Below are 24,289 nucleotides of genomic sequence, written 5' to 3'. Positions count from 1 at the left end.
ATAGTGGCCCCACACCGTCCACCGTGGCCGCAGCATGACCGTCCCGAGGGTCGATCCCAAGGGATCACGCCGACTGGGGGTTCCTCGTCCTATGACCAGATCAGCCGATACACCACACGGCACACCCGACACTCCGGCCGGCACTTCCGGCGCGCCCGTCGACGCGCCGACCGGCGCTCCCACCGCGTCCCGGCGCACCCTGCTGGCCGCCGCCGCGTCCCTGGCCGTCGCCGCCACCGCGGGCACCGCCGTCCCCGCCGCAGCGGCCTCCCGTACGCAGGCGCAGGCGGGCGGGCACCGAAGTCACACGCACCCGTGCAAGAAGGAGACGGCCAACCCCCTGGTGGACTATCACGCCTGGACCTCGTCCAGCGACTGGCGCAGCGGTACGGCGGAGGGCACCGAGGCCGCCTCCGGCACCCGGCCGGGCCTGACCCTCGCCGCATCCGTCGGCACCACCGACTACACCGACCCGCACACCGGCACCACCGCCACATGGGAGTACGCCCGCTGGACGTCGCCCGTGTACGAGCTGACCGTACCGGCCACGGAAGCCATCGCCTCCTGGAACGCGCACACGCCCAAGGGCACCTGGCTCCAGATCGAGCTCCAGGGCAGCTACTCCGACGGCACCCAGACCCCGTGGTACGTGATGGGCCGCTGGGCCTCCGGTGACGAGGACATCAAGCGCACCTCGGTCGACGGCCAGTCCGACGACCGCAGCAGCGTCTACACGGACACCTTCTCCATCGACGACCCGTCCGCCGGCCTCCGGCTGGCCTCCGCCCGGCTGCGGCTGACGCTCTACCGTGCTCCGGGCAGCACGGCCGCTCCGGTGGTGTGGCGGGCCGGCGTGATGGGCTCGGACGTCCCGGACCGCTTCGAGGTGCCCGCCACCACGCCGAGCGTGGCCAGGGAACTGGCCGTGCCGCGGTTCTCGCAGAACATCCACGCCGGCGAGTACCCGGAGTACGACGGCGGCGGCGAGGCCTGGTGCAGCGCCACCTCGTCGTCGATGGTCATCAAGTTCTGGGGTCGCGGGCCCAGCGCCGCCGACATGGCCTGGATCGACCCTTCGTACGCGGATCCGGAGGTGGACCAGGCGGCCCGCTACGTGTACGACTACCAGTACGAGGGCTGCGGCAACTGGCCCTTCAACGCCGCATACGCGGCCACGTACCCCGACTTCCAGGGAGTGGTCACCCGGCTCGGCTCGCTGACCGACGCGGAGCGGCTGATCGACGCCGGGATCCCCATCATCACCTCCCAGTCGTTCCTGGCGAGCGAGCTGACGGGCGCGAACTACGGCACGTCCGGGCATCTGATGGTGATCGCCGGCTTCACCCCGGAGGGTGACGTCGTCGCCAACGACCCCGCCTCGTCGAGCGACGACGCGGTGCGCAACGTCTACCTGAGGCGCGAGTTCGAGAACATCTGGCTCAGGACCAAGCGCTACGACGACAAGGGGAAGGTCAAGAGCGGTACGGGTGGGGTGTGCTACCTGTACTTCCCGGCCGATCCCACGGCAGCCCAGCTCGCGGCTCTGGAGGCTGTCGGGGTTCGCTGAACCGCCGGGGGACGTTGGTCCGTGTACACCTCACCCATCACCTGACGGCCGCCGCCGTCGAAGCGGGTAGCGGGTAGCGGGCAGCGGGCGGCTGGCAGCGGGCCGCCGGCCGTCGTCTCGCCGACGGGGAGAGGGCATGGTTGCCACGACCTCTCGCCGTCGCCAGCGGATCCGCGAGCGGTGCCGTACCCCGCCTCGGGAGCGGGTACGGCACTGCCCGCCGCGGACTCGTCCTCGCCGTCAGCTGGGCTTCACCAGCGGGAACAGGATGGTTTCGCGGATGTTCTTGCCGGTGATGGCCATGATCAGGCGGTCGATGCCCATTCCCATGCCGCCCGTGGGAGGCATGCCGTACTCCAGGGCGCGCAGGAAGTCCTCGTCGAGTTGCATGGCTTCCAGGTCGCCGCCGGCGGCCAGCAGGGACTGCTCGGTGAGGCGGCGGCGCTGCTCGATGGGGTCGATCAGCTCCGAGTAGGCCGTGGCCAGTTCGGCGCCGAAACCGATCAGGTCCCACTTCTCCGCCAGGAGCGGCTCGGAGCGGTGCTGGCGGGTCAGCGGCGAGGTCTCGACCGGGTAGTCCATGACGAACGTGGGCTGCATGAGGGTGTGCTCGACGAGCTCCTCGAACAGCTCCTGGACGAGCTTGCCCTGACCCCACTTGGAGTCCCATTCGACCTCACGGGCGTCGGCGAGCTTGCGGACGCTCTCGATCGGGGTGTGCGGGGTGATCTCCTCGCCGAGCGCGTCCGAGACCAGGCCGTAGACGGTCTTCCGCGGCCATTCGGCGATGCCCAGGTCGTACTCGACGTTGTCGTGGACGACCACGGTCGTGCCCAGTGCGGCCATGACGGCCTGCTGAGCCGAGCGCTGCGTGAGGTCGGCCATGCCGTTGTAGTCGAGGTAGGTACCGTAGGCCTCGAGCATCGTGAACTCGGGGTTGTGCGTGGAGTCCGCACCCTCGTTCCGGAAGTTCCGGTTGATCTCGAAGACCTTCTCGATGCCACCGACGACGAGCCGCTTCAGGTACAGCTCGATCGCGATCCGGAGGTACAACTCCATGTTGTAGGCGTTGATGTGGGTCTTGAACGGTCGGGCCGCCGCGCCGCCGTGGATCGGCTGGAGCATCGGCGTCTCCACCTCGAGGTAGCCCTCGGAGTGCCAGAAGTCCCGGATCGCCCGTACGGTGTCGCTCCGCAGGTGGGCCATCTTGCGGGCCTCGTCGTTGACGATGAGGTCGAGATAGCGGTAGCGGACGCGCGCCTCGGGGTCGGTGAGCCCGGCGTGCTTCTCCGGTAGTGGCCGCAGGCACTTCGACGTGATCGCCCAGCTCTCCGCCATGATCGACAGTTCGCCGCGCTTGGACGAGATGATCTCGCCCGTCACGCCGACATGGTCGCCGAGGTCGACGTCGCGCTTCCACGCCGCGAGCGCCTCCTCGCCGACGCCCGCGAGCGAGATCATCACCTGCATCTCGGCGGTCCCGTCCCGCAGAGTGGCGAAGCAGAGCTTGCCGCCGACTCGTGACAGCATGACCCGGCCCGTGATTCCGGCTTTCTCCCCGGTCGCAGTGTCGGCGTCCAGCTCGGGATACTTCGCCCGGATTTCGCCGATGGTGTGCGTGCGCGGGTAGGTCACCGGCCACGGTTCGACGCCGTTCTCACGGAGCCGCGCCGCCTTCTCCAGGCGGACGCGCATCTGCTCCGGGGCGTCCTGGTAGGTCTCGTCACTCATGGCGTCAAGGATAGGCGGCATCGAGCCGCGACTCCGTCGCGTTCAGTGGCCGGTCCCCTTCCTCGCGTTCCTCGCGCTGTCCTTGGCGCTGGGAGGGTTTTGGCAGGTTTCCGGTGCCGGTGCCGGTGCCGGTGCTGGTGCCGGTGCCGATGCTGCGGCGGACGGTAGCTGGAAGCGGGGGAAGTGCTGGGAAGTGCCGGTGAGATGCTCGCGTCAGGGGCGGCCGAGATCCGTGGTGAAGGTGTCGGGCCGGGTCGCGTGCCGCAGCACCAGGATGGCCACCGCCATCGCCAGGACCAGTGCGACCAGCATGAGGATCTCCACCCCCTGCGGCTGCCACTGGAAGGACCGCTCGGTCTGGGCGGTGACGATGAGGATCTTCCGGACGCCCGCGATCAGGCCGACGACGAGGAAGGGCTCGGCGTTCAGCGTGTGGTTCCTGATGGTGAGACGGACGGTGTGCAGCAGCTCGGCGACGATGAACAACACCAGGCTGTTGTCCAGGATGGCGAGCACGATCGCCAACTCGTGATAGGGCCCGCTCACCGCGTCGACCACGTCCTTGACGACGTCGGCCAGCAGAAGGGCCCCGACGAGCACCAGCAGCACCGCGACGATCAGGTGGATGACGTCCTCGGCGCTCTGGAGGAGCCGCTGGACGCGGGGGGCGACGGGCGTGGGGGGTGAGTCCGGCACAGACGGCAATCTACGATCGCCGGAGCACTCCTGCCGTGCTGCACGGCCGCCCGCGGATGGAGGAGCCACGAATGGCCCAACCCCCGGGTCCCGGCTCGGTCCGGCGGGCAAGGCCCGGTCCGGCGGGCAAGGCCCGGTTCGGCTCGGCGGTCGGCGGTCGGCGGTCGGCGGTCAAGGCCCGGTCCGGTCCAAGTCCGTGCTCGGCGGCCGGTGGTCCGCCAGGCCAGGCGCCCCGGCACCGTACCCGCCCGGCCGGGATCGATCCCAGAATCCGGTGCAAGCTCGGCCAGCCGCCCGCGGGGGACGTCGGGAACCGGTCTGGCAACTTCCCGCCGGCCACCTCCCCTTTCCCCTTCCGGCCGGCTCCCCTTCCGGGCAGCTCTCCGGCGCCCGAATGCTTGACCGTCCGCCCCGACGCCTGGCACCGTTCCCATCTGGTATCGATTGCATAGCGCCCCAGGGAGCGGAAAGTGCTGGTCGGAAGCGATGTGTTCCTCTTCCGGGACACCTGCAACGTCTACGTTCTCAGGTCCGGCCGGCAGGCTGTGCTGATCGACTTCGGCAGCGGCGACGTCCTGGACCACCTCGCCGGCTTCGACGTCGACGAGGTCACGGACGTGCTCATCACCCATCACCACCGTGACCAGGTCCAGGGCCTGGCCCGCGCCGCGGCGGCCGGAATCCGGATCTTTGTGCCCCCGGTGGAGAAGGACCTGATCGCCGGCGTCGACGAGCACTGGCGCACCCGCCGTGTCGAGAACGACTACGACGTCCGCCAGGACCGTTTCTCGCTGCTCTACCAGGTTCCGGTCACCGGCACCGTCGCGGAGTACCGCACCCGGCGCTACGGCCCGGTGGAGGTCTACACGCTGCCCACCCCGGGCCACACCGTCGGTTCCGTCAGCTACTTGGTGGACCACGGCGGTGCCCGGCTCGCCTTCGTGGGCGACCTGGTGCACGGCGAGGGCCGGCTGTGGTCGCTCGCCGCGACCCAGTGGTCGTACACCGGTTTCCACGGCAATGCCGGCAAGGAGGGCGTGGCCGCCACGATGCTCTCCTGCCAGCAACTGCTCGACCACACCCCCGGCACGCTGCTTCCCTCGCACGGCGCTGTTGTCACCGACCCGCCGCGGGCCGTCGCCCGGCTACGCGACCGGCTCCAGGCGCTGCTGGGCATGAGCCGGAGCGCCCCCTTCGACCCGGAGCGGATGCTCCAGCAGCCCTGGCGTGAGGTCACCGGGCCGCACCTGCTGCGCAACACCACGTCGATGGCCAACTCCTACGCGCTGCTGTCCGACGACGGCACCGCGCTGCTGCTGGACTTCGGCTACGACCTGACCACCGGCCTTGCCGGCGGCCAGGACCGCTCCGCGCGCCGCCCGCTGCTCGCCTCCATCGAGGCACTCCGCCGTGACCACGGCATCGACACCGTCGAGGTGGCCCTGCCCACCCACTACCACGACGATCACGTGGCCGGGTTCAACCTGCTGCGCGAGGTGCACGGCACCGAGGTGTGGGCGCCCGCGCACATCGCCCCGGTGCTCGCCGCGCCCACGTACTGGGACCTGCCCTGCCTGTGGTACGACCCGATCCCCGTCGACCGCGAACTGCCCGTGGGCCGGCCGGTGCGCTGGCGCGAGTACGAGATAGGCGTGCACGACCTGCCCGGCCACACGCTCTACGCCGCCGCGTACTCCTTCACCGCCGACGGCCGGCGGACCATCGCCACCGGTGACCAGCAGACCACCGAGTGGGAGCCGGGACTCAAGCCGGAGATCCTCAACTACCAGTACCGCAACCGGTTCCGCATCGACGACTTCACCCGCAGCGCCGAGCTGTACCGCATCCTGCGGCCGGAGCTGATGATCAGCGGCCACTGGTTCCCGTACGAGGTGACCGACGCCTACCTGGACATGCTGCTGGACAAGGGCCGGGAGCTGGCCCGGCTGCACCGGGAACTGCTGCCTGGGGACCTGGACTTCGAAGCCGAGGGCTTCGCCGCCCGGATCTTCCCCTACCGCAGCGTGGTCGAGCCCGGCGGCACGGTGCGCCTGGAGGTCGAGGTACGCAATCCGCTCCCGGGCGCCGAACCCGCCGAGGTCCGCCTGGTGGTGCCCCCGGGCTGGCGGGTCCAGCCGGATCCGGCGACGACCACGCTCGGCGGGCACGAGGAACGGCGGGTCGAGTTCGTGGTCACGGTGCCCGAGGCGGGGCCCCCGGCGGAGCGGCTGCGGGTGGGCGCGGACCTGACGGTGGGGCAGCTGCGGTTCGGACAGCAGGCGGAGGCCCTGGTGAGCGTGCGGTGACAGAGCCCACGACAGTGACTGAGCCCACGGCAGTGATCGAGCCCACGACGACGAGGACCCCGCAGAGCGATGCGGCGGCGAAGGAGATCACGGTGACGGCAGGTCCGGGGGCTGCGAGGGCAGCGGCGGAGACGGCGACGGTGGCGGCGAGGGAGGGGCAGCCCGGGACGCGGGCACCGTCGGGCCCGGACGGCGAGGTGAGCGCGCACCGGTCCGCGGACGGCACGATCACCGTCACGGCGCCCGGCTACCGGCTCACGGTGGCCGCCGACGGCGGCACCGCCCGGCTGTCGAGCGGCCCCGGTCACCCCGTGGAGCTGCAACTCCCGGGCGCGCTCGACCGTACCGGCGCCGTCGACGAGACGCTCTCCGTCGCGCCGCCCGCACTCGTGGCCTCGGAGGGCTGGCCGGTGATCACTGTGGCCCGGCGCAGTACGGCGTGGCGGCACGCCGAGACCCGGCTCGTGTGCACCGCGGACGGTTGCGAGGTCAGCTGGCTGGTGCGGGGGAGCGGCGACCTGGAGTCCGCGGCGCTCTTCGCCACCCGCTCGGTGCTCGGTGGCCGGGGCGGTGGACTGCGGCCCAGCGGCCACGACTGGCACACGCTCTTCACGCCCAACCCCGGGCCGCCCCGCCGGCTCCTGCGCGGCGCCGGCGAGAGCGCCGTCCTCGGAGCGTGCGGGGACGCCCGTCCCGGCCGGGGGCACTGGTTCTTCACCCCGCCACCGCTCTGCCTGGCCCTCACCGGCGAGAGGCTCCCGGACGACGCCGACCCGGCGGAGCACGCCGCCGGCACCTGGTGGACGCTCGGGATCGGCGCGCCGGTGCACCGGCTGACCTTCACCCAGGCCCGCTACGTACCGTCCGACCTGGGCTGGCACCTGTGCCTGGACTACGAGGCGCACACCCGGGTCGACGGCGACTTCCGCACCCCCGCGGTGCTTCTCTCACCCGGCCACCCGGACCCGTACGCGGGGCTGCGGGCACACCTCGGCTGGCTGCGGGCGCACGGCTTCGTCCCGGAGCCGGAGCCGGAGCCGGAGCCAGAGCCGGACTCGGAGTCCGAGCCGGAGCCGGAGCCGGATCGGGTCGCCGGCCCGGTACCGGCGGGATCGGCAGCACCAGCGGTCCCGGCGGCACGTCGAGCGGCCGTCCCTGATCCGGACCGAACCCGTGGGGACCGAACTGACCGGACCGACCGAACCGACCGGGCTGACCGTCCTGACGGCCCTGGCTGGACCACCCCGACCGCGCAGCCCGGCGGGCGGCAGCGCCCCGCCTGGTGGTCCGAGCCGATGTTCTGCGGGTGGGGCGCGCAGATGGGGCGCGCCAGGGACACCGGCCGCCCGGCACCCGAGCTGAGCACCCGTGAGGAGTATGACGCGCACCTGGCGGTGCTGGCCGAGCACGGCCTGGTGCCCGGCACCGTCGTCATCGACGACAAGTGGCAGCGGGCCTACGGTTCCTGGGAGCCCGACCCCGGCAGATGGCCCGACCTGCGGGGTTGGATCGCCGCCCGGCACGCCGCCGGGCAGCGGGTGCTGCTCTGGTGGCGCGCCTGGTCCACCGAGGGCGTCCCGGACGAGCTGTGCGTCCGCACGCCCGACGGCCACCCCGTCACCCTGGACCCCGACCACCCCGGCGCCCGTGCCCTGCTCACGGAGAACATCCGCCGGCTGCTCGCCCCGGACGGCCTCGACGCCGACGGGCTGAAGATCGACTTCACCGCCGACACCCCGTCGGGCCACTCCCTCACCGGCACGGGGCCCGGCTGGGGCATCGCGCTGCTGCACACCCAGCTGGCCACCCTCTACCGGGCGGCGAAGGCGGCGAAACCGGATGCCCTGGTCGTGACGCACACGCCACACCCGTCGTTCGCGGACGTCACCGATATGATCCGGCTCAATGACATGCTGCGACTCGACGACCCGGACCCCTGGGCCCCGCTCGTGCCGCAGATGCGCTACCGCGCGGCGGTCGCCGCGGCGTCCTGCCCGGGGCTGCTGATCGACACCGACGACTGGTGCGCCCCCGACCGTGCCCAATGGCGTGCCTACGGTGCCGTGAAGCGGCGACTCGGTGTTCCGGCACTGTACGTGACCACCCAGCTCGACCGTACGGGCGAGCCGTTGGAGGAGTGCGACTACGCGGCGCTGCGCGCCCAGTGGTCCGAGCAGCGCACGGGCCGCCGGGACTGAGCGCGCCGGGTGAACGGCCGGACGGGCGGACCGGACGGCGCCCGCGGACCGGACGAGCCGGCGCACGCCGCTCGGTCCCCCGGGGTGACCAGGGAAGCGGCCCGGGGCAGGCAGGAGAAGGCAGGGAAAGGGCGGGAAGCGACGGATGGGCAAGGGCAAGCGGACCCGGGTCACGCTCCGCCAGGTGGCGCAGGAGGCGGGCACCTCCCCGTCGACGGCCTCCCGTGCGCTGGCCGGCAACGGCTACGTCGCACAGGCCATCAAGACACGGGTCGAGGCGGCCGCGGCACGGCTCGGTTACGTGCCCGACGTCTCCGCGCGCACCCTCAAGGGCCGCTCCAGCCGCCTGGTGGGCCTGGTCGTCTCCGATCTGCGCAACCAGTTCTACGCCGCGCTGGCCGCCGGCGTCGAGCAGTCCCTGGCCGCCGCCGGCCACCAGATGGTGCTGGTCGACGACCACGGCGACGACGCCCGTGCGCTGGACGGCGCCCGTGCCTTCCTCGCCATGCGGGCGGCCGGAGTGCTGCTCGCACCCGTCGGCCGGCAGGCCACCGAACTCCTCGTGGAGCACGGCACCCCGGTGGTGGAGGTCGACCGGCGCTCCGGCGCGCGCGGCTGCGACGCGGTCACCATCGACAGCGAGCGCGGCGCACAGGCCGCCGTCACCCACCTGCTCGACCTGGGCCATCGGCGGATCGCGATGGTCCTGGACGAGACCGTGTGGGACACCGGGCGCGACCGGCTCAAGGGCTACCGCGCCGCACACCGCGCCGCCGGGGTGCCGCTGAGCCGGCGGCTGGTGCTGGACCTCGGGCTGCGCCCCGCCGACCCCGGCGCCGACATCGCCGCCTTCCTGGCCGCCGAGCCCGACATCACCGCGGTGTTCGCCGCCAACAACGTGGTGGCCGAGGCCGTCTGGCAGGAGTTGCAGCGCCGCGGCAGCCCGGTGCCGAAGGACTGCTCCGTGGTCTCCTTCGACGACCTCACCTGGATGCGGATGGTCGAGCCCGGCCTGACGGCGGTGCGGCAGCCCGTCTACGAGATGGGCCGGCGGGCCGCGGAGCTGCTGCTGGCCCGGATCGCGGGCGAGCAGGGCCGGGCCCGAACCCACACGCTCCAGCCGGAGTTCGTGCCGCGCGGCTCCACGTCGGCCCCCGGCAGACCTCACTAACGCCGCGCCACCAGCACGTTCTCCGCCGCGGGCGGCACCCTCGGCGGGCGTGCAACCGGCCGCAACGAGGCGGCACATCGAGCGCGAACGGTGCCGGCGGGATTTCCCCCAACCCGACAGCGCGGGTCTCTTGACCCCCGTCATGCATGTGGCTACGTTCTCATGTGGGAACGATGCCACATTGTGTGACGGCCGGTGCGGCGCGCCTCGGCGACGCCGTTTCCGGCCGTCTTCCGTATCGCACGTCCCCACCCGTGTCCTTCGTTCGTTCCTTGCACCGGCCGGCGAGAGACGGGGTCTCGGGCATCGTCACGACAGGACGGAAGGGCTGCATGACGCACGACCACAACGCCGGGCCGCAGGGGGACACCAGCGGTGCGCCGGGCGTGCTCGCGCTGGACATCGGCGGCACCAAGCTCGCCGCGGGGGTGGTGGGCGCAGACGGTCGCATGTGGTCCTTCGCCAGCTGCCCGACCGGCGTCGAGGACGGGCCCGAGGCCGCGCTGCGGCGGCTGTTCGAGCTGGGCGAGAAGGTGCTCGCCGACGCGGGGGCCGCGGCCGGGCAGCTGCTCGGCGTCGGCATCGGCTGCGGCGGCCCGCTCGACCCGTACACCGGTGTCCTCATCGGCCCGCCGCACCTGACCGGCTGGACCGACATCCCCGTCACCGACCTGGCCGGCCAGCGCTACGGGCTGCCGGCCGTGCTGGACAACGACGGCACGGCCGGCGCGGCCGGCGAATGGCGGTTCGGCGCCGGCCGCGGCTGCCGCACCCTGCTGTACCTGACGGTGTCCACCGGCATCGGCGGCGGTGTCGTGCTGGACGGCCGCACCTACCGCGGCGGTGCCGGCAACGGCGGCGAGCCGGGACACATCACCGTCCGCTCGGGCGGGCGGCGTTGCAGGAGCTGTGGCCGGCAGGGCTGCCTGGAGGCGTACGCGTCCGGTACGTCGATCGCCGAGCGCGCCGTCGAGGCCGTCGCCGCCGCCCGCGCCCGTGGCACCGCCACCGTCCTCGACCGGCCCGGACCGCTCACCGCCGAGGACGTGGACGCCGCCGCCCAGCAGGGCGACCCGGTCGCCACCCAGGTGTGGACGGAGACCGTCGACACCCTCGGCAGCGGCCTCACGTCGCTGGTGAACGTCTTCGAACCGGAGCTGGTGGTGCTCGGCGGTGGGGTGACCCGCTCCGGCGACCGGCTCCTGGAACCCGTACGACGGCTGGTCGCCGCGCAGGCCATGGGCCCCGCGGCACGCACCGCCCGGATCGTGGTCGCGTCCGGCGGCGACGCGGCCGGAGTGCTCGGCGCCGCCGCCATCGGCCTGGAGCGCCTGGCGGACGCCTGACCCGCCGCCACCCCGCACGACCCACCCCACACCACCCGACCCACCCCGCTCACCCTCGCACCCCCTGGAGCACCGGCACCATGCACGATGCCCTCGACCGTCAGCTGGCCGACCATCTGCACGCCGCGGAAGGCACCCGGCACCTGCTGCCCGTCCTCGACCGGGTCGCCCGCGACCTGATCGACGTCTACGCCGGGGACGGCCGGCTGTACACCTTCGGCAACGGCGGCAGCGCCGCGGACGCCCAGCACCTGGCCGGTGAGATGATCGGCCGCTATCTGCGCGAGCGCCGTCCGCTGGCCGCGGTCGCGCTGACCACCGACCCCTCGGTGGTCAGCTGCATCGCCAACGACTACTCCTTCGAGGACCTCTTCGCCCGCCAGGTCGAGGCGCTCGCCCGGCCCGGCGACATGGTCGTCGGCTTCACCACCTCGGGTCGCTCCCCGAACGTGGTGCGCGGCCTGGCCGCCGCGCGCAAGGCGGGCGCCCGCACCGTGCTGTTCACCGGTGGCGGTCACGACCCCGACAGCATGCCGCTACCGGCCGCCGAGCACGCCGACCACGTCCTGCCGGTACCGGCCACGGCCACCGCCCGGATCCAGGAGATGCACCTGCTGCTGCTCCACCTGCTCAGCGAGCGCGTCGACGCCTGGGCCGCCGGATGCGACCCCGACGACCCGCACGGACGCACCCCTGACCGCCCGGAGAGCCGGACATGACCCAGCCGAACCACGCACGAAACCAGACGGAAGCCATGGACACCGGACGCCGACCCTTCGCCAACCCCGGCTCGCGCGAGCGCACCCTGCACCTGGTGGGCAACGCCCACATCGACCCGGTCTGGCTGTGGCGCTGGCCGGAGGGGCTCCAGGAGGTGCGGGCCACCTTCCAGTCCGCGGCCGACCGTCTTCAGGAGTACCCCGACGCCGTGTTCACCTGCGACTCCGTCATGTACCTGGAGTGGATCGAGCGGCATGACCCGGAGCTGTTCGAGACCATACGCAAGTACGCCGCCGAGGGCCGCTGGCAGGTCATAGGAGGCTGGTGGATCGAGCCGGACTGCAACATCCCCTCCGGCGAGTCCTTCGTCCGCCAGGCCCTGTACGGGCAGCGCTACCTGCTGGAGAAGTTCGGCGCCGCCGCCACCGTCGGCTCCAACCTCGACCCGTTCGGGCACAACGCGATGCTGCCGCAGCTGCTGCGCAAGGCCGGCATGGACGCCTATGTCTTCCTCCGCCCCGGCCCCCACGAGCAGGCGCTGCCCGGGCAGTTCTTCCACTGGCAGGCCCCGGACGGCTCCCGGGTGCTCGCCTACCGGCTGCCGCACGAGTACTGCAGCCCCGGCCAGGACATCGGCGGCCACCTCGACAAGGCGCTCGCCATCATGCCGAACGACGAGCCGGAGCTGATGGTCTTCTACGGCGTCGGCAACCACGGCGGCGGCCCCACCAAGGCGAACCTGGACAGCGTCAAACGGCTCGATGCGCTGGGCGGCCTGCCCAAGCTCACCCTCAGCCACCCGGAGGCGTTCTTCTCCCGGGTCCGTGACCGCGCCGACATCCCCGTGCACGCCGGGGAGCTCCAGCACCACGGCCCCGGGTGCTACTCGGCGCACTCCGGCATCAAACGCTGGAACCGGCGTGCCGAGAACGAGCTCCAGCGCGCCGAGAAGTGGGCCGTCGTCGCCCGCGCGCTGACCGGCCAGGCCTATCCGCACCGGGAGCTGACCGAGGCCTGGAAACTGGTGCTGTTCAACCAGTTCCACGACATCCTCGCCGGCACCTCGCTGCGCTCCGCGTACGAGGACGCCCGCGACGACTACGGCCGGGCCCGCTCGCTGGCCGCCGAGGTCTTCAACACCTCCGTGCAGGCCATCGCCCGCCGTATCGACATCCCGCTGCGCGAGGAGACGGTGCCGCTGGTCGTCTTCAACCCGCACCCGTGGGAGCTCACGGCGGACGTGGAGGCCGAGTTCGGCCGGGCCGCCGTCAGCCGCCTCACCGACGAGACGGGCACCCCGGTGCCGCTCCAGCAGATCCGCTCCGAGGCCAGCATGAACGGCAGCCGCGGCCGCATCGCCTTCCGCGCCACCGTCCCCCCGCTCGGCCACCGCGTCTACCACCTACTTCCCGGAGCACCGGACGCTCCCGGACCGGCCCCGGTCACCGCGACGGGCACCACCCTGGAGAACGAGCACCTCCGCCTCACCGTCGACCCCGCCACCGGCTGGCTCAACTCCCTGTACGACAAGGACGCCAAGGTCGAGCTGCTGCCCGAGCGGCCCGGACGGCACGCCGTCGTCATCGACGACCCCTCCGACACCTGGGGCCACCGCGTCCGCGCCTACGACCAGGTCGCCGGCGCCTTCGACTGCCGCCGGGTGCGCATCACCGAGCAGGGCCCGGTACGCGCCGCCCTGCGCATCGAGAGCGGCTACGGCCACTCCACCCTCGTCGAGGAACTGGTGCTGTCCGCCGGATCCCGGCAGGTCGAGGTGCGCGTCACCGTGGACTGGCACGAACAGCTCAAGACGCTCAAGCTGCGCTTCCCCACGGCGCTCACCGGGGTGACGGCCACCCACGAGATCCCGTACGGCCACATCGAGCGCACCCCCGACGGCACCGAGGAGCCCGCCCAGGCCTGGGTGGACGTCGCCGGAACCCTCCCGAACGGCCGGGCCGCCGGACTCGTCGTCGCCAACGACGGCAAGTACGGCCATGACGTGACGGGCGGCGAGATCGGGGTGACCGCACTGCGCAGCCCCGCCTACGCCTGGCACGAGCCGCACCGACTCACCGACGACGGCATCTACGACTACCTGGACCAGGGCCGCCAGGACTTCCGACTCCTACTCCTCCCACACGCCGGCGACTGGCGGACCGCCGACCCGGTGCGCCGCGCGGCCGAGCTGAACCAGCCCGCGTTCGCCCTGCTGGAGACCTTCCACACCGGCCCGCTGGCCCAGCGCACCGGGCACGCCGACGACGGCGGCTCCAGCATCGTCGTCACCGTTCTCAAGGGCGACGAGGACGACTCCGGCGACGTGGTGCTCCGCGCCTACGAGTCCCAGGGCCGCGCCACCCACGCCCACATCACCCTGCCCATGCTCGGCAACCGAGCCATCGAGGACGACTTCGGCCCACACGCGATCAAGACCTACCGGGTACCGGCCGACCCACAGCGCCCGGTATCGGAGCTGAACCTGCTGGAACGCCAGCAGCCAGGGGAGGACGAGGGCCCGTGACGGCCCCGACCCCGTCGACCCCCCCGCCCCCGCCGCAGGGCGCCGCAGGCGCCACTGAGGGGCGCGGGGAACTGCGCGAGCAACCCTCCACCGGCCGGGTGGTCCGGAGAGGACAGGTATCACCCCTCCCGGCCGGGGGCTGGGGAGGTCGAGGGGGCGCGACGGCGCCGGACACCTTGGACGTCCCGGAGGGCGCCGCAGGCGCCACTGAGGGGCGCGGGGAACTGCGCGAGCAACCCTCCATCGGCCGGGTGGTCCGGGGACGACAGGTATCACCCCTCCCGGCCGGGGGCTGGGGAGGTCGAGGGGATGCGACGGCGCCGGACACCTTGGACGTCCCGGAGGGCGCCGCAGGCGCCACTGAGGGGCGCGGGGAACTGCGCGAGCAACCCTCCATCGGCCGGGTGGTCCGGAGGGGACAGGAACCACCCCTCCCGGGAGCTGACACCGGCGACGACCCGAAGGGTCGAGCACAACAGGCCAGCGCAGCGCCCCCGCTGGACAGCGCCTGGCAACTACGCCCCTGCCTCGGCGACACCTGGCGCTGGATGTCCGGACCGGGCCGACCACCCGGCGAGCCCGGGTGGTACCCCGCCCGGGTGCCCGGCACGGTGCTGGACGACCTGCACCGCGCCGGCCAGGTACCCGACCCGTTCACCGGCACCCGTTCCCTGGAGGCCGAGTGGGTGCCGCAGCGCACCTGGCTCTACCGCAGGCCCCTCACCACCCGACCGCTCGCCCCCGGTGAGCGGGCGATCGTGCGCTTCGAGGGCGTCGACCACGAGGCCACCGTGCTCGTCGACGGGAAGGAGATCGCCCGGCACGCGGGGATGTTCGTGCCCTTCGACGTGGACGTCACCGACGCCGTCGCGGACGGCGGCAGCCATCTGCTGGCCGTCGCCGTGCACCCGGCGCCACCGAACGAACCGCAGGTCGGCCGCACCGACCGGGTCCGGGTGCACAAGAGCCGGATGAGTTACGGCTGGGACTTCTGCCCCCGCATGATCCACCAGGGCATCTGGAAGCCGGTCACCCTGGAGATCACCGGGCCGCTCCGGCTCGTCGACGCCCGCATCGGTGCGCTGCCCGACGAGGCCGGCCGCACCGGACACCTGCGCGTCGACGCCGCGGTGGCGGCCGGTGAACCCGGGCAACTGCACGCGTGCGTCCGGGCGCCCGGCGACGGGGCCGTGGTCGCCGAGGGCACGGCCGACGTGCCGGCCGGTGCGACCGGGGCCACCCTGGACCTGACGGTGCAGCGGCCCCGGCTGTGGTGGCCGGCGGGGCACGGCGCACAGCCGCTGTACACGGTGGACGTCACCCTCCGGGACCGGGCCGGACGCACCGCCGGCTCCCGACGTACCGAGACCGGCTTCCGGCGCGTGGCGCTGGTGCCCAACCCCGGCGCCCCACGGCACGCCCTGCCGTACACCCTCCAGGTCAACGGCCGCCGCATCTACGCCAAGGGCTGGAACTGGGTGCCGATGGACGCCCGGCACGGCGTGCCCAGACCCGCGAAGCTGGCGCACCTGCTGGGGCTCGCCGCCGACGCGCACGTCACCCTGCTGCGGGTGTGGGGCGGCGGCCTGATCGAGACGGAGGACTTCTACCGCACCTGCGACCGGTTGGGGCTGCTGGTGTGGCAGGAGTTCGCGCTGTCCAGCTCCGGGATCGACAGCGTCCCGTCCGCCGACCCCGACTACCTGGCGCTGATGGAACGCGAGGCGCGTGCCCTCGTCCCCGCGCTGCGCCACCATCCCTCGCTCGCGGTGTGGGGCCCCGGCAACGAACTGCACGACACCGCGGCCGAACGCCCGCTCGCCGAGGCCGACGCGCCGGTGATCAGGACCCTGGCGTCGGTCGTCGCCGAACTCGACCCGGACCGCTGCTGGCTGCCCGGTTCGCCGTCGGGGCCGGCCTTCCTCAACCGCGCCGACCTGGTCGCCGCGGCACCCGACGACCAGCACGACGTGCACGGCCCCTGGGAGCACCAGGGCCTCGGCGCCCACCAGCGGCTCTACGACGGCGCGAGCTGCCTGCTGCACACCGAGTTCGGGGTGGAGGGCATGGCCAACCGGCGCACGTTCGAGGCCGTGGTGCCGCCCGCCGACCGCCGCCCCACCGGCCGCGCCAACCCGGTGATGGAACACCTCGGCGCCTGGTGGAACAACACCGAACTGGTATGCGCCGCCTTCGGCCGGCGCGTCGGCCCCGACGACCCGGACGCCATGCGCCGGGCCAGCCAGCAACTCCAGTACGACGGCCTGCGGTACGCCACGGAGGCGCACCTGCGACGTGCGCCGCGCAGCAGCGGCGCCATCCCCTGGCAGTTCAACGAGCCCTTCCCGAACGCCTGGTGCACCAGCGCCGTGGACCACCGCGGCGATCCCAAGCCCGCCTACCACGGTGTCCGGCGCGCCTACCGGCCCGCCCACGTGTGCGCACGGTTCGCCACGCAGGCGTGGGGCGGGCACGAGGCGTTCACGGCCGACCTGTGGTCCTGGCGGCAGGACGGCACCCCGGAGGGCAGCACCGTCACGGCCCGGCTGCTCGGCGCCGACGGCGTGCTGCACGCGGAGGTGGCCCTGCCCGCCGGCCGGCCGAACACTCCAGGACCGCACAACGGCGTGCCCGCGGCACGCGCGGGCCGGTGGCGGACGGCGCTGCCGCGCCTCGCCGACCACCTCTTCGTCCTCGATCTCGCCCTGCGCGCCCCGGACGGTGCCCTGCTCGCCGACAACCGGTGGGTGCACAGCACCACGGCCGACCTCGCACCCCTGTGCGACCTGGCCGAGGCCCGTGTGACGGTGCGCACCGAACCGGACCTGACCGCCGTGCACCTGGCGCACACCGGCGGACCCGCGGCGCTCGGTCTCTACCTGACCGACGCACGCGAGTACACCGCCCCGGGCTGGGCGGTCTTCGCCGACAACATGATCGACCTGCTGCCCGGCGAAACCGTCCGCATCCCCGTGGCATGGCGCGACGCACCGCAGGCGGGACGCACCGTACGGCTGGAAGGATGGAACATCCGTGCCACCGAACTCAGCTGACGCCCGGCCCGGTACAGCCGACGCCGGCACCCCGAACCCGGTCGACGTGACGTCACCCCCGGGCGGCGTACCGCTGCGCGACCCCGCCCGGGGCGAGGCGCTGCTGCCCTACCTCGTGGCCCTGATGGAGCCCGACGGCACCCACCGTGCGGTGGCCGCCGAGGGGCGGGAGCCGCGGCCGGACGGCGGCTGCGAACTGCGCGGCACCGCGGCCGGCTTCACCGTCCGGCTCCGGCTCTCGCCCGCCGAGCCGGACGGCACCGGCGGCGCCCTGCGGCGCGAGGCCGAACTCACCGTGCGGCGCACCGCACCGGAGCCCGCGACCGCCGGTCTCCGCGTCGAACTGCGGCTCGGCCGCACGGCGGATCCCGGCTGGCTGATCCCCGGCGTCTTCTACGGCGCGAACCGGCTGCCCGACTGCGCCCGCCGCTACCCACGCTACGAGCCGGGCAGCCACGACCCGGCGGGCATGGTCGCCGACGCCTGGGCCTTTCGCGCGGACCGCTGCGCCACGCCCGCCGTCTTCGCACGTGACCGGCTCGGCGGCGCCGCGCTGTCCGTCGCCGAACAGGGCGACCTCGGCGAGCAGGGCGTCGGCTTCGCCCTGCTGCCCGGCGGGCGACCCGCACTGCGGCTGCACGCGCCCTACCGCGAGGAACCCGTCAGCTACTACGGCTCCGCCACCCCGCGCCCTGCGCAGGCCCCGATGGTCACCTGGCAGCCGGGCGACACGCACACCCTGCGCTTCACCCTGCACCTCCTGGCCGCCGACCCGCACGCCTACGCGCCCGTCCTGCGCGCCGTGCACCACCGCACCCCCACCGCGCCGGAGCCGGCCGCCTGGGTCGGTCTGGACGAGGCCGCCGAGCTGGCCGCGCACGGGCTGCACCGCTGGCACTACCGGCCCGATCCGCCGGTGCTGCTGGAGACCGCGGCCTTCGACCGGGAGGCGCTGGGCGAGCGCGGCGACCGCCCGGCGATGCACGTGTCCTGGGTCAGCGGCACCCCATATGCGCACGCCCTGCTGCTGCACGCCCGCCGCACCGGCGACGCCGAGCAGGCGGCGGCCGCCGTCGGCGTGCTGGACCACATCGCGGGCAATCTCGCACCCGGCGGTACGTTCTGGGGGCAGTGGGGCGCCCGTAACGGCTGGAGCGCCGGCTGGACACCGGACCCGCACCGGCTGCACGCCCGCACCCTCGGCGACGCCACGCTGTTCCTGCTGCGTGCCCTGCGCGCCGAACGCGCCCGGGGCGTCGACCACCCGGCGTGGGAGCACGCCGTGCGCTCCAACCTCGCCGTGGCGCGCGCCGGGCAGCACGCCGACGGCCGGTTCGCCGCCGCCCACCACAGCGACACCGGCGCGCCCCTCGACCACCAGGGCGCCGCCGGGCTCGCCTGGATCGCGCCGCTGGTCGAGGCCGCCGCCGCGTTCGGCGACGACGCGCTGCTGGCCGCCGCACGCCGGGCCGGGACCGGGTACGCCGACGACGTGCGCGCCGAGTTCCTGTGCGGCGCACCGGAGGACGTCTCGCTCGCCCCCACGTCGGAGGACGGCTACAACGCGATCATCGCGTACACGCTGCTGCACGAGGCCGACCCCGGCACGGCGCGCTGGCTCGACCTGGCCCGCCGGGCGGCCGACTGGACGCTCACGTTCCGCTACACCTACGACGTCACCTTCGACGCGCACACCCTGCTCGGCCGCTACGGCTTCCGTACCCGCGGCGGCGACCAGGCGTCCCCGTCCAACCAGCACCTGCACGCCTTCGGTTTGATCTGCCTGCCCGAGACGGTACGGCTCGCCCGGCACCTCGACGACCCGTACTACGCGGAGTCGGCACGGGAGAACCTGGACTGCTTCCGGCAGTTCGTGGCACGCGCCGACGGGGACTTCAACGCCTACCGCGGCATGGTCAGCGAGCGCTTCTACCAGACCGAGTGCTTCCAGGCCAAGGGCATGCTGCTCACCCTCTCGCACGCCTGGTCGGCCGGGGTGTTGCTGTACGCCTGCGAGATCGCGCGTGACCTGCCCGAGTTCAAGGAGCGGTCGTGAACCACCGGGACGCCGACCGGCACGGCACCGGCGCCGACCGGCACACCGCCGGGTCGGGCCGGCCCGCGCTGGCCGGTCTCGACGTGGGTTCCACCCGTGTCAAGGCCGTGGTCTGCACCCCGGACGGCACCGTGCTGGCAGCGGCCGAACGGCGCACCCCGCTCGGCGAGGACGCCACCGGCGCGCTGGTGACCGCGGCCCTCGCCGCGCTCGCCGAAGCGGTGGCGGGCGCCGGGCGCACGGTGGTTGCGGTGGGCCTGACCGGCATGGCGGAGACCGGTGTACCGCTGGACGCGGACGGCAGGCCCACCGGGCCGCTGCTCGCCTGGTCCGATCCGCGCGGCGACGCGGAGGCCGCCGCTCTCGTGCGCGACGCGGGCGCCGCCGCCCTGCACGCCACCACCGGGGTGCGGCCCTCCGCGAAGGTCCCGCTGGCGAAATGGTGCTGGCTGCGGGCGCACCGTCCCGAGGCGTTGCGCAACATGGCCGTGTGGTCCGGCGCCGTCGACCTGGCCGCCCGTGCGCTGACCGGAACCACCGCCACGGACGTCACCTTCGCCCAGCGCACCATGGCCTTCGACGTCCACCACGGCCGCTGGGACCCCGCACTCGCCGCACTCGCCGGACTGTCCGTCGACCGGCTGCCGCGCGTGTGCGCTCCGGGCGAGCCGGCCGGCCGGGTCACCGAAGACGGCGCCGCACGGGTGCCCGGGCTGCGCCCCGGCACGCCGGTCGTGGTCGCCGGCCACGACCACCTGGTGGGCGCCTGGGCGGCCGGTGCCCGAACCCCCGGCGACCTGGCCGACTCCATGGGGACCGCGGAGGCCGTCCTCACCCTGACCGGTCGCCCGCCGGACGCGCCCCGGGCGCTCGCCGAGGGCATGGGCTACGGGCGGCACGCGGACGGCCGCACCTGGTACGTGATCGCCGGCACGGGCAGCTGCGGCGCCCTCGTCGAATGGTGCGCCGACCTGCTCGGACTGCCGTCGGGCGGGGAACGCCACGCACGGTTCGGTGCACTGCTCGCGGCCGCCGGGCCGGGACCGACCGGCCTGATCGTCGAGCCGTACCTGTCCGGCCGCAGCGCCCCCGCCCCGGACCCGCAGCGCCGGGTGGCCGTGCACGGCCTCGGACCCGGGGACGGCCCTGCTCGGCTTGCGCTCGCCGTCGTGGAGGCCACGGCCTACCAGGCCCGTTGGATGGCGGAAGCGCAGTCCGTGCTGACCGGGGTCGCGCCGCGCGAGACGGTCCTGCTCGGCGGCCCGGTCGCCCAGCCGCGGTGGCCACGTGTGAAGGCCGCGGTCACCCCCTGGCCCGTGCGGGTGCTCGCCGAGCACCGGGCACCCGCCGTGGGCGCCGCGCTGCTGGCCGCCACCTCCGCCGGCCTGCCCGAGCCGGCGCCCCTCGGCACGGCGCGGCGGACACCGGGCGAGGACGCGGACCCGGCGGGGTACGACGCGGTGTACCGCGAGGCGTTCCTGCCGGCGGTGCTCGCCGCACCGCCCGACGGCGCCCGCCCGCCGGACCGCACGGCTCCCACCCCGAACCCGCCGGCGTCCCCCGCCACGGACGACCGGGGCGGCGGCACCCGACGCCGCACGCCAGACCCTCGGACCGCCACGACAGCGCACCGCACAGAGCACCCGGAGCACCCATGACCACCAGCAGCCAGACCACCCGAACCGCCCCGGTGGGGGCGCTCGCCCGGCCCACCGGGACGTTCGCCATGGTCGCCATGGACCAGCGCGACTCGCTGCGCACCATGATGATCGAGCGCACCGGCCAACCCCGCGAGCGCATCGACGACGCCACGATGACCGACTTCAAGCTGACCGTCGCACAGGCCCTGGGCCCGTCCGCCTCGGCGCTGCTGATCGACCGGCACTACGGCTTCCGGGAGCTGATCGCCCGTCAGGTCCTGCCGGGCGGCTGCGCCCCGGTGCTCGCCGTGGACGTGCTCACCCAGGAGCCCGGGGGACCGGTCACGGACACCGCCCTGGACGAGACCGTGGATCCGCGTGCCGCGGCCGCCGACGGGGTGCGGGCGCTGAAGCTGCTGGTGATCTGGCGGCGCGACGGCGAACAGGACCGTCGCATCGCCCTGGCCGCGCGCTTCGTGGAGCTGTGCCGCGCTGCGGGGCTCGCCTCGGTGCTGGAGCCGGTGGCCCGGCCCACCGCCGAGGAAGAGGCCGACGGCACCTTCGTCCTCAACGACGCCATCGTGGCGGCCGCCAGGGAACTGGCGCCCCTGCGGCCTTCCCTCTACAAATGCCAGGTGCCGAACGGCGGGGTCGGCACGGTCGCCGATCTCGCGGCCGAGGCGGCCCGTGTCGACGCGGTGGTGGACGTGCCGTGGGTGGTGCTGTCCCAGGGCGTCGACCCCGCCCGATTCCCCACGGCGGTGGAGGCGGCCTGCCGCGCCGGCGCCTCCGGGTTCCTCGCGGGGCGCGCCCTGTGGACCGCCGCGCTCGGCGCCCCCGACACCCGGGCCACCCTCCACGGCCCCTGCGCCGAACGGCTGCGGCAGCTCGGCGACATCGTCGACAGGTACGGCAGACCGTGGTGGGACGCCGCGGTCGGTACGGACGTCGCGGCCGGCAAACGCGACGCCGTAGCCGGGGTGGCGCACCAGGACGGAGGCACGGCATGACGGCCGATCAGGAGCACGCACGACCGAGCGGTGCGGGCACGCCGCCCGGCACCGCACCGCCGCGGGTGTGCGTGCTGCACACCGTCGCCGCGCTGCCCGCGGTGTTCGACCCGCTGCTGCGCGAGGAGGCGCCCGGCGTACGGCCGTACCACATGGTCGACGAGAGCCTGCTCGCCGACACCATCGCGCACGGGCCGCTGCCGCGCACCACCGCCCGGCTCGCCTCGCACATCCGGCACGCCGAAGCGGCCGGGGCCCGCGCGGTCCTGGTCACCTGCTCGTCGATCGGCCCGGCGGCCGAACAGGTACGTCCGCTGGTGTCCATCCCGATCTTCCGGGTGGACGCCCCCATGGCCGCCGAGGCCGTGCGCACCGGGCCCCGCGTCGGCGTCCTCGCCACCCTCGACTCCACGCTGGAGCCGACCGCCGCCCTGATCCGGCGGCAGGCCGCCGAGAGCGGCGCCGAGATCACCCTCACCGCCTCCACCTGCGAGGGCGCCTACCAGGCGCGCATCCAGGGTCGTCCCGAAGAGCACGACGCGCTGATCGCCGCCGAGGCCCGTCGACTCGCCGCCGAGACCGATGTGCTCGTGCTCGCCCAGGCCTCCATGGCCGCCGCCGTCGGCACCCTGCCGCCCGGTGCGCTCGGTGTCCCCGTACTCACCTCACCGCGCACCGGCACCGCCCAGCTCGCCGCGCTGGGCGCCGTGACACCGCAGGAGGCGGGGGCATGACGGTCCGGCCGGCCACGGATGCGGAGCTTTCGGGCCCGGATCGGGCGGCCGGTGCACCCCAACCGGCCGGGACCGCGCAACCGTCCGCGCCCGGCACCGCTGCGCCCGACCCCCCTCGGCACCCCCTACTGGGCTGCATCGCCGACGACTTCACCGGCGCCACCGACCTGGCCGGCAACCTCGTGAGGGCCGGTTACCGCACCACGCTGATCGTCGGCGCCCGTGAGGCGGCACCCACTCCCGGCCAGCCGCCCGCTGCCGCGGTGGCGTCCGCTCCCGGCCCGGCGGCCGGAGCCACGGCGGCGGGCGTGCGGGGCCGGGGCGCTGGGGAAACCGCCGGGCCGGCCCCGGGCGCCGCCGGGGCGATGCCGTCGGACGCGCCGGACGCCGTGGTGGTGGCGTTGAAGACGCGGACGGTACCGCCGGAGGAGGCGGTCCGGGCGGCCCTCGACGCGCATCGCGGCCTCGCGGCACTGGGCTGCGAGCGCTTCTGGTTCAAGTACTGCTCCACCTTCGACTCCACGCCCGGCGGCAACATCGGGCCGGTCATCGACGCGCTGCTGGCGGCCACCGGCGCACCCTGGACCATCGCCTGCCCGGCCTTCCCGGACAATGGCCGCACCGTCTACCAGGGACACCTGTTCGTGGCTGACCGCCTGCTGAGCGAGAGCGGCATGCGGCACCATCCGCTCACCCCGATGACCGACCCGGACCTGGTCCGGGTGCTCGCCGCCCAGACCCGGCACCCCGTCGGACTGCTGCCGCACCCGGTGCTGCGCGCCGGCGACGCGGCGCTGCGCGCCCATGTGGACCGCCTCGTCGCCGACGGGACCCGGATCGTGGTCACCGACGTGCTCGGCAACGACGACTTCGCGCCGCTGCTGCGTGCCACCGCCCGACTGCCGTTGCTCACCGGCGGCTCGGGCCTCGCCCTCGCCCTTCCGCCGCCGTCCGGGCGCACCCCCGACACCGCCCCGGCCGCGGCCGCCGACCCGGGGCGTGCCGCCCGCATCCCGGTCGCCGCCGGCCCCGCCGCCGTGCTCGCCGGCAGCGTCTCCGACGCCACCCTCGCGCAGACCGCGTACGCGCGCGCCCGGTTGCCGCACCGCCGGATTCCGGTCGATGCGCTGCTCGACGACCCGGAGGGCACGGTGGCCGACGCGGTGGCGTGGGCGCGCGGGCGGGCCGGGCCGCGTCCGGTGCTGCTGTACAGCGCGGACGACCGTGACCAGGTGCGCCGGGCGCAGCGCCGGTTCGGCACGGAGCGCAGCGCGGCCGCCGTGGAGGGCGCCTTGGCGGCCTGCGCCCGGGAGCTGGTGGACGCGGGCTTCGGACGGCTGCTGGTCGCCGGCGGCGAGACCTCCGGCGCGGTGGTCACGGCGCTGGGCGTGCGGCGTTTCACCATCGGCCGCGCCATCGCCCCCGGCGTGCCCTGGACGGCGGCCGGCTACCGCGGGCGCACGGTCAACCTCGCCCTGAAGTCCGGCAACTTCGGCGCCGAGGACATCTTCGTCACCGCCCAGGACGTGCTGTGAGC

General features: G+C 74.1%; 15 protein-coding genes. 13 read left to right on the top strand and 2 right to left on the bottom strand.

Annotated elements, in window-relative coordinates; genetic code table 11:
• Positions 1-91: 91 nt before the first annotated feature.
• The gene (locus NQO67_RS34220) at positions 92-1,567 is read left to right on the top strand and encodes a C39 family peptidase (RefSeq protein WP_255954288.1); all 1,476 of its coding nucleotides are present in this window, start codon (positions 92-94) and stop codon (positions 1,565-1,567) included.
• Positions 1,568-1,807: 240 nt separating this feature from the next.
• Here NQO67_RS34220 and lysX read toward each other — a convergent pair whose 3' ends face one another.
• Both lysX and NQO67_RS34210 read right to left on the bottom strand, forming a co-directional pair.
• Positions 1,808-3,298 carry a bifunctional lysylphosphatidylglycerol synthetase/lysine--tRNA ligase LysX gene (lysX, locus tag NQO67_RS34215; protein WP_255954287.1) on the bottom strand — a complete coding sequence of 497 codons (1,491 nt, stop codon included), beginning with the start codon at positions 3,296-3,298 and terminating at the stop codon, positions 1,808-1,810.
• 213 nt (positions 3,299-3,511) lie between these two features.
• Positions 3,512-3,994 carry a phosphate-starvation-inducible PsiE family protein gene (locus NQO67_RS34210; RefSeq protein ID WP_255954286.1) on the bottom strand — a complete coding sequence of 161 codons (483 nt, stop codon included), beginning with the start codon at positions 3,992-3,994 and terminating at the stop codon, positions 3,512-3,514.
• Positions 3,995-4,464: 470 nt separating this feature from the next.
• Here NQO67_RS34210 and NQO67_RS34205 point away from each other — a divergent pair, with 470 nt between their 5' ends.
• The 12 genes from NQO67_RS34205 to otnK all read left to right on the top strand — a co-directional run bounded on the left by NQO67_RS34205 (position 4,465) and on the right by otnK (position 24,287).
• Positions 4,465-6,300, top strand: a complete 1,836-nt coding sequence (locus NQO67_RS34205) for an MBL fold metallo-hydrolase (RefSeq protein WP_255954285.1) — start codon at positions 4,465-4,467, stop codon at positions 6,298-6,300.
• 14 nt (positions 6,301-6,314) lie between these two features.
• Positions 6,315-8,498: an alpha-amylase family protein gene (locus tag NQO67_RS43985; RefSeq protein WP_305126619.1), complete on the top strand. Its 2,184-nt coding sequence runs from the start codon at positions 6,315-6,317 to the stop codon at positions 8,496-8,498.
• 145 nt (positions 8,499-8,643) lie between these two features.
• Positions 8,644-9,669: a LacI family DNA-binding transcriptional regulator gene (locus NQO67_RS34195; RefSeq protein ID WP_255954284.1), complete on the top strand. Its 1,026-nt coding sequence runs from the start codon at positions 8,644-8,646 to the stop codon at positions 9,667-9,669.
• A 332-nt stretch (positions 9,670-10,001) separates the two neighbouring features.
• A complete protein-coding gene (locus NQO67_RS34190) occupies positions 10,002-11,015 on the top strand; it encodes an ROK family protein (RefSeq protein ID WP_255954283.1) in 1,014 nt (337 codons plus the stop codon).
• Between the two features lie 80 nt (positions 11,016-11,095).
• A complete protein-coding gene (locus NQO67_RS34185) occupies positions 11,096-11,734 on the top strand; it encodes a D-sedoheptulose-7-phosphate isomerase (protein WP_255954282.1) in 639 nt (212 codons plus the stop codon).
• Positions 11,731-14,259, top strand: coding sequence for an alpha-mannosidase (locus NQO67_RS34180; protein WP_255954281.1), 2,529 nt, complete (start codon positions 11,731-11,733; stop codon positions 14,257-14,259). Before NQO67_RS34185 ends, NQO67_RS34180 begins: the two co-directional genes overlap by 4 nt.
• 329 nt (positions 14,260-14,588) lie before the next feature.
• On the top strand, positions 14,589-17,312 hold the full coding sequence (locus NQO67_RS34175; RefSeq protein ID WP_255954280.1) for a glycoside hydrolase family 2 protein: 2,724 nt from the start codon (positions 14,589-14,591) through the stop codon (positions 17,310-17,312).
• Positions 17,293-19,368, top strand: a complete 2,076-nt coding sequence (locus NQO67_RS34170) for a hypothetical protein (protein ID WP_255954279.1) — start codon at positions 17,293-17,295, stop codon at positions 19,366-19,368. Before NQO67_RS34175 ends, NQO67_RS34170 begins: the two co-directional genes overlap by 20 nt.
• Positions 19,365-21,026 carry an FGGY family carbohydrate kinase gene (locus tag NQO67_RS34165; protein ID WP_255954278.1) on the top strand — a complete coding sequence of 554 codons (1,662 nt, stop codon included), beginning with the start codon at positions 19,365-19,367 and terminating at the stop codon, positions 21,024-21,026. Before NQO67_RS34170 ends, NQO67_RS34165 begins: the two co-directional genes overlap by 4 nt.
• Positions 21,023-22,018: a hypothetical protein gene (locus tag NQO67_RS34160; RefSeq protein ID WP_255954277.1), complete on the top strand. Its 996-nt coding sequence runs from the start codon at positions 21,023-21,025 to the stop codon at positions 22,016-22,018. Before NQO67_RS34165 ends, NQO67_RS34160 begins: the two co-directional genes overlap by 4 nt.
• Positions 22,015-22,752 carry an aspartate/glutamate racemase family protein gene (locus NQO67_RS34155; protein ID WP_255954276.1) on the top strand — a complete coding sequence of 246 codons (738 nt, stop codon included), beginning with the start codon at positions 22,015-22,017 and terminating at the stop codon, positions 22,750-22,752. The genes NQO67_RS34160 and NQO67_RS34155 overlap by 4 nt, the downstream gene beginning before the upstream one ends.
• Positions 22,749-24,287: a 3-oxo-tetronate kinase gene (gene otnK / locus NQO67_RS34150; protein ID WP_255954275.1), complete on the top strand. Its 1,539-nt coding sequence runs from the start codon at positions 22,749-22,751 to the stop codon at positions 24,285-24,287. The genes NQO67_RS34155 and otnK overlap by 4 nt, the downstream gene beginning before the upstream one ends.
• Positions 24,288-24,289: the final 2 nt, after the last annotated feature.

Source organism: Streptomyces odontomachi (genome assembly GCF_024435355.1).
Classification (GTDB): domain Bacteria; phylum Actinomycetota; class Actinomycetes; order Streptomycetales; family Streptomycetaceae; genus Streptomyces; species Streptomyces odontomachi.
The sequence above is the reverse complement of the archived record's forward strand: the minus strand, read 5'-3'. Positions and strand labels throughout refer to the sequence as shown.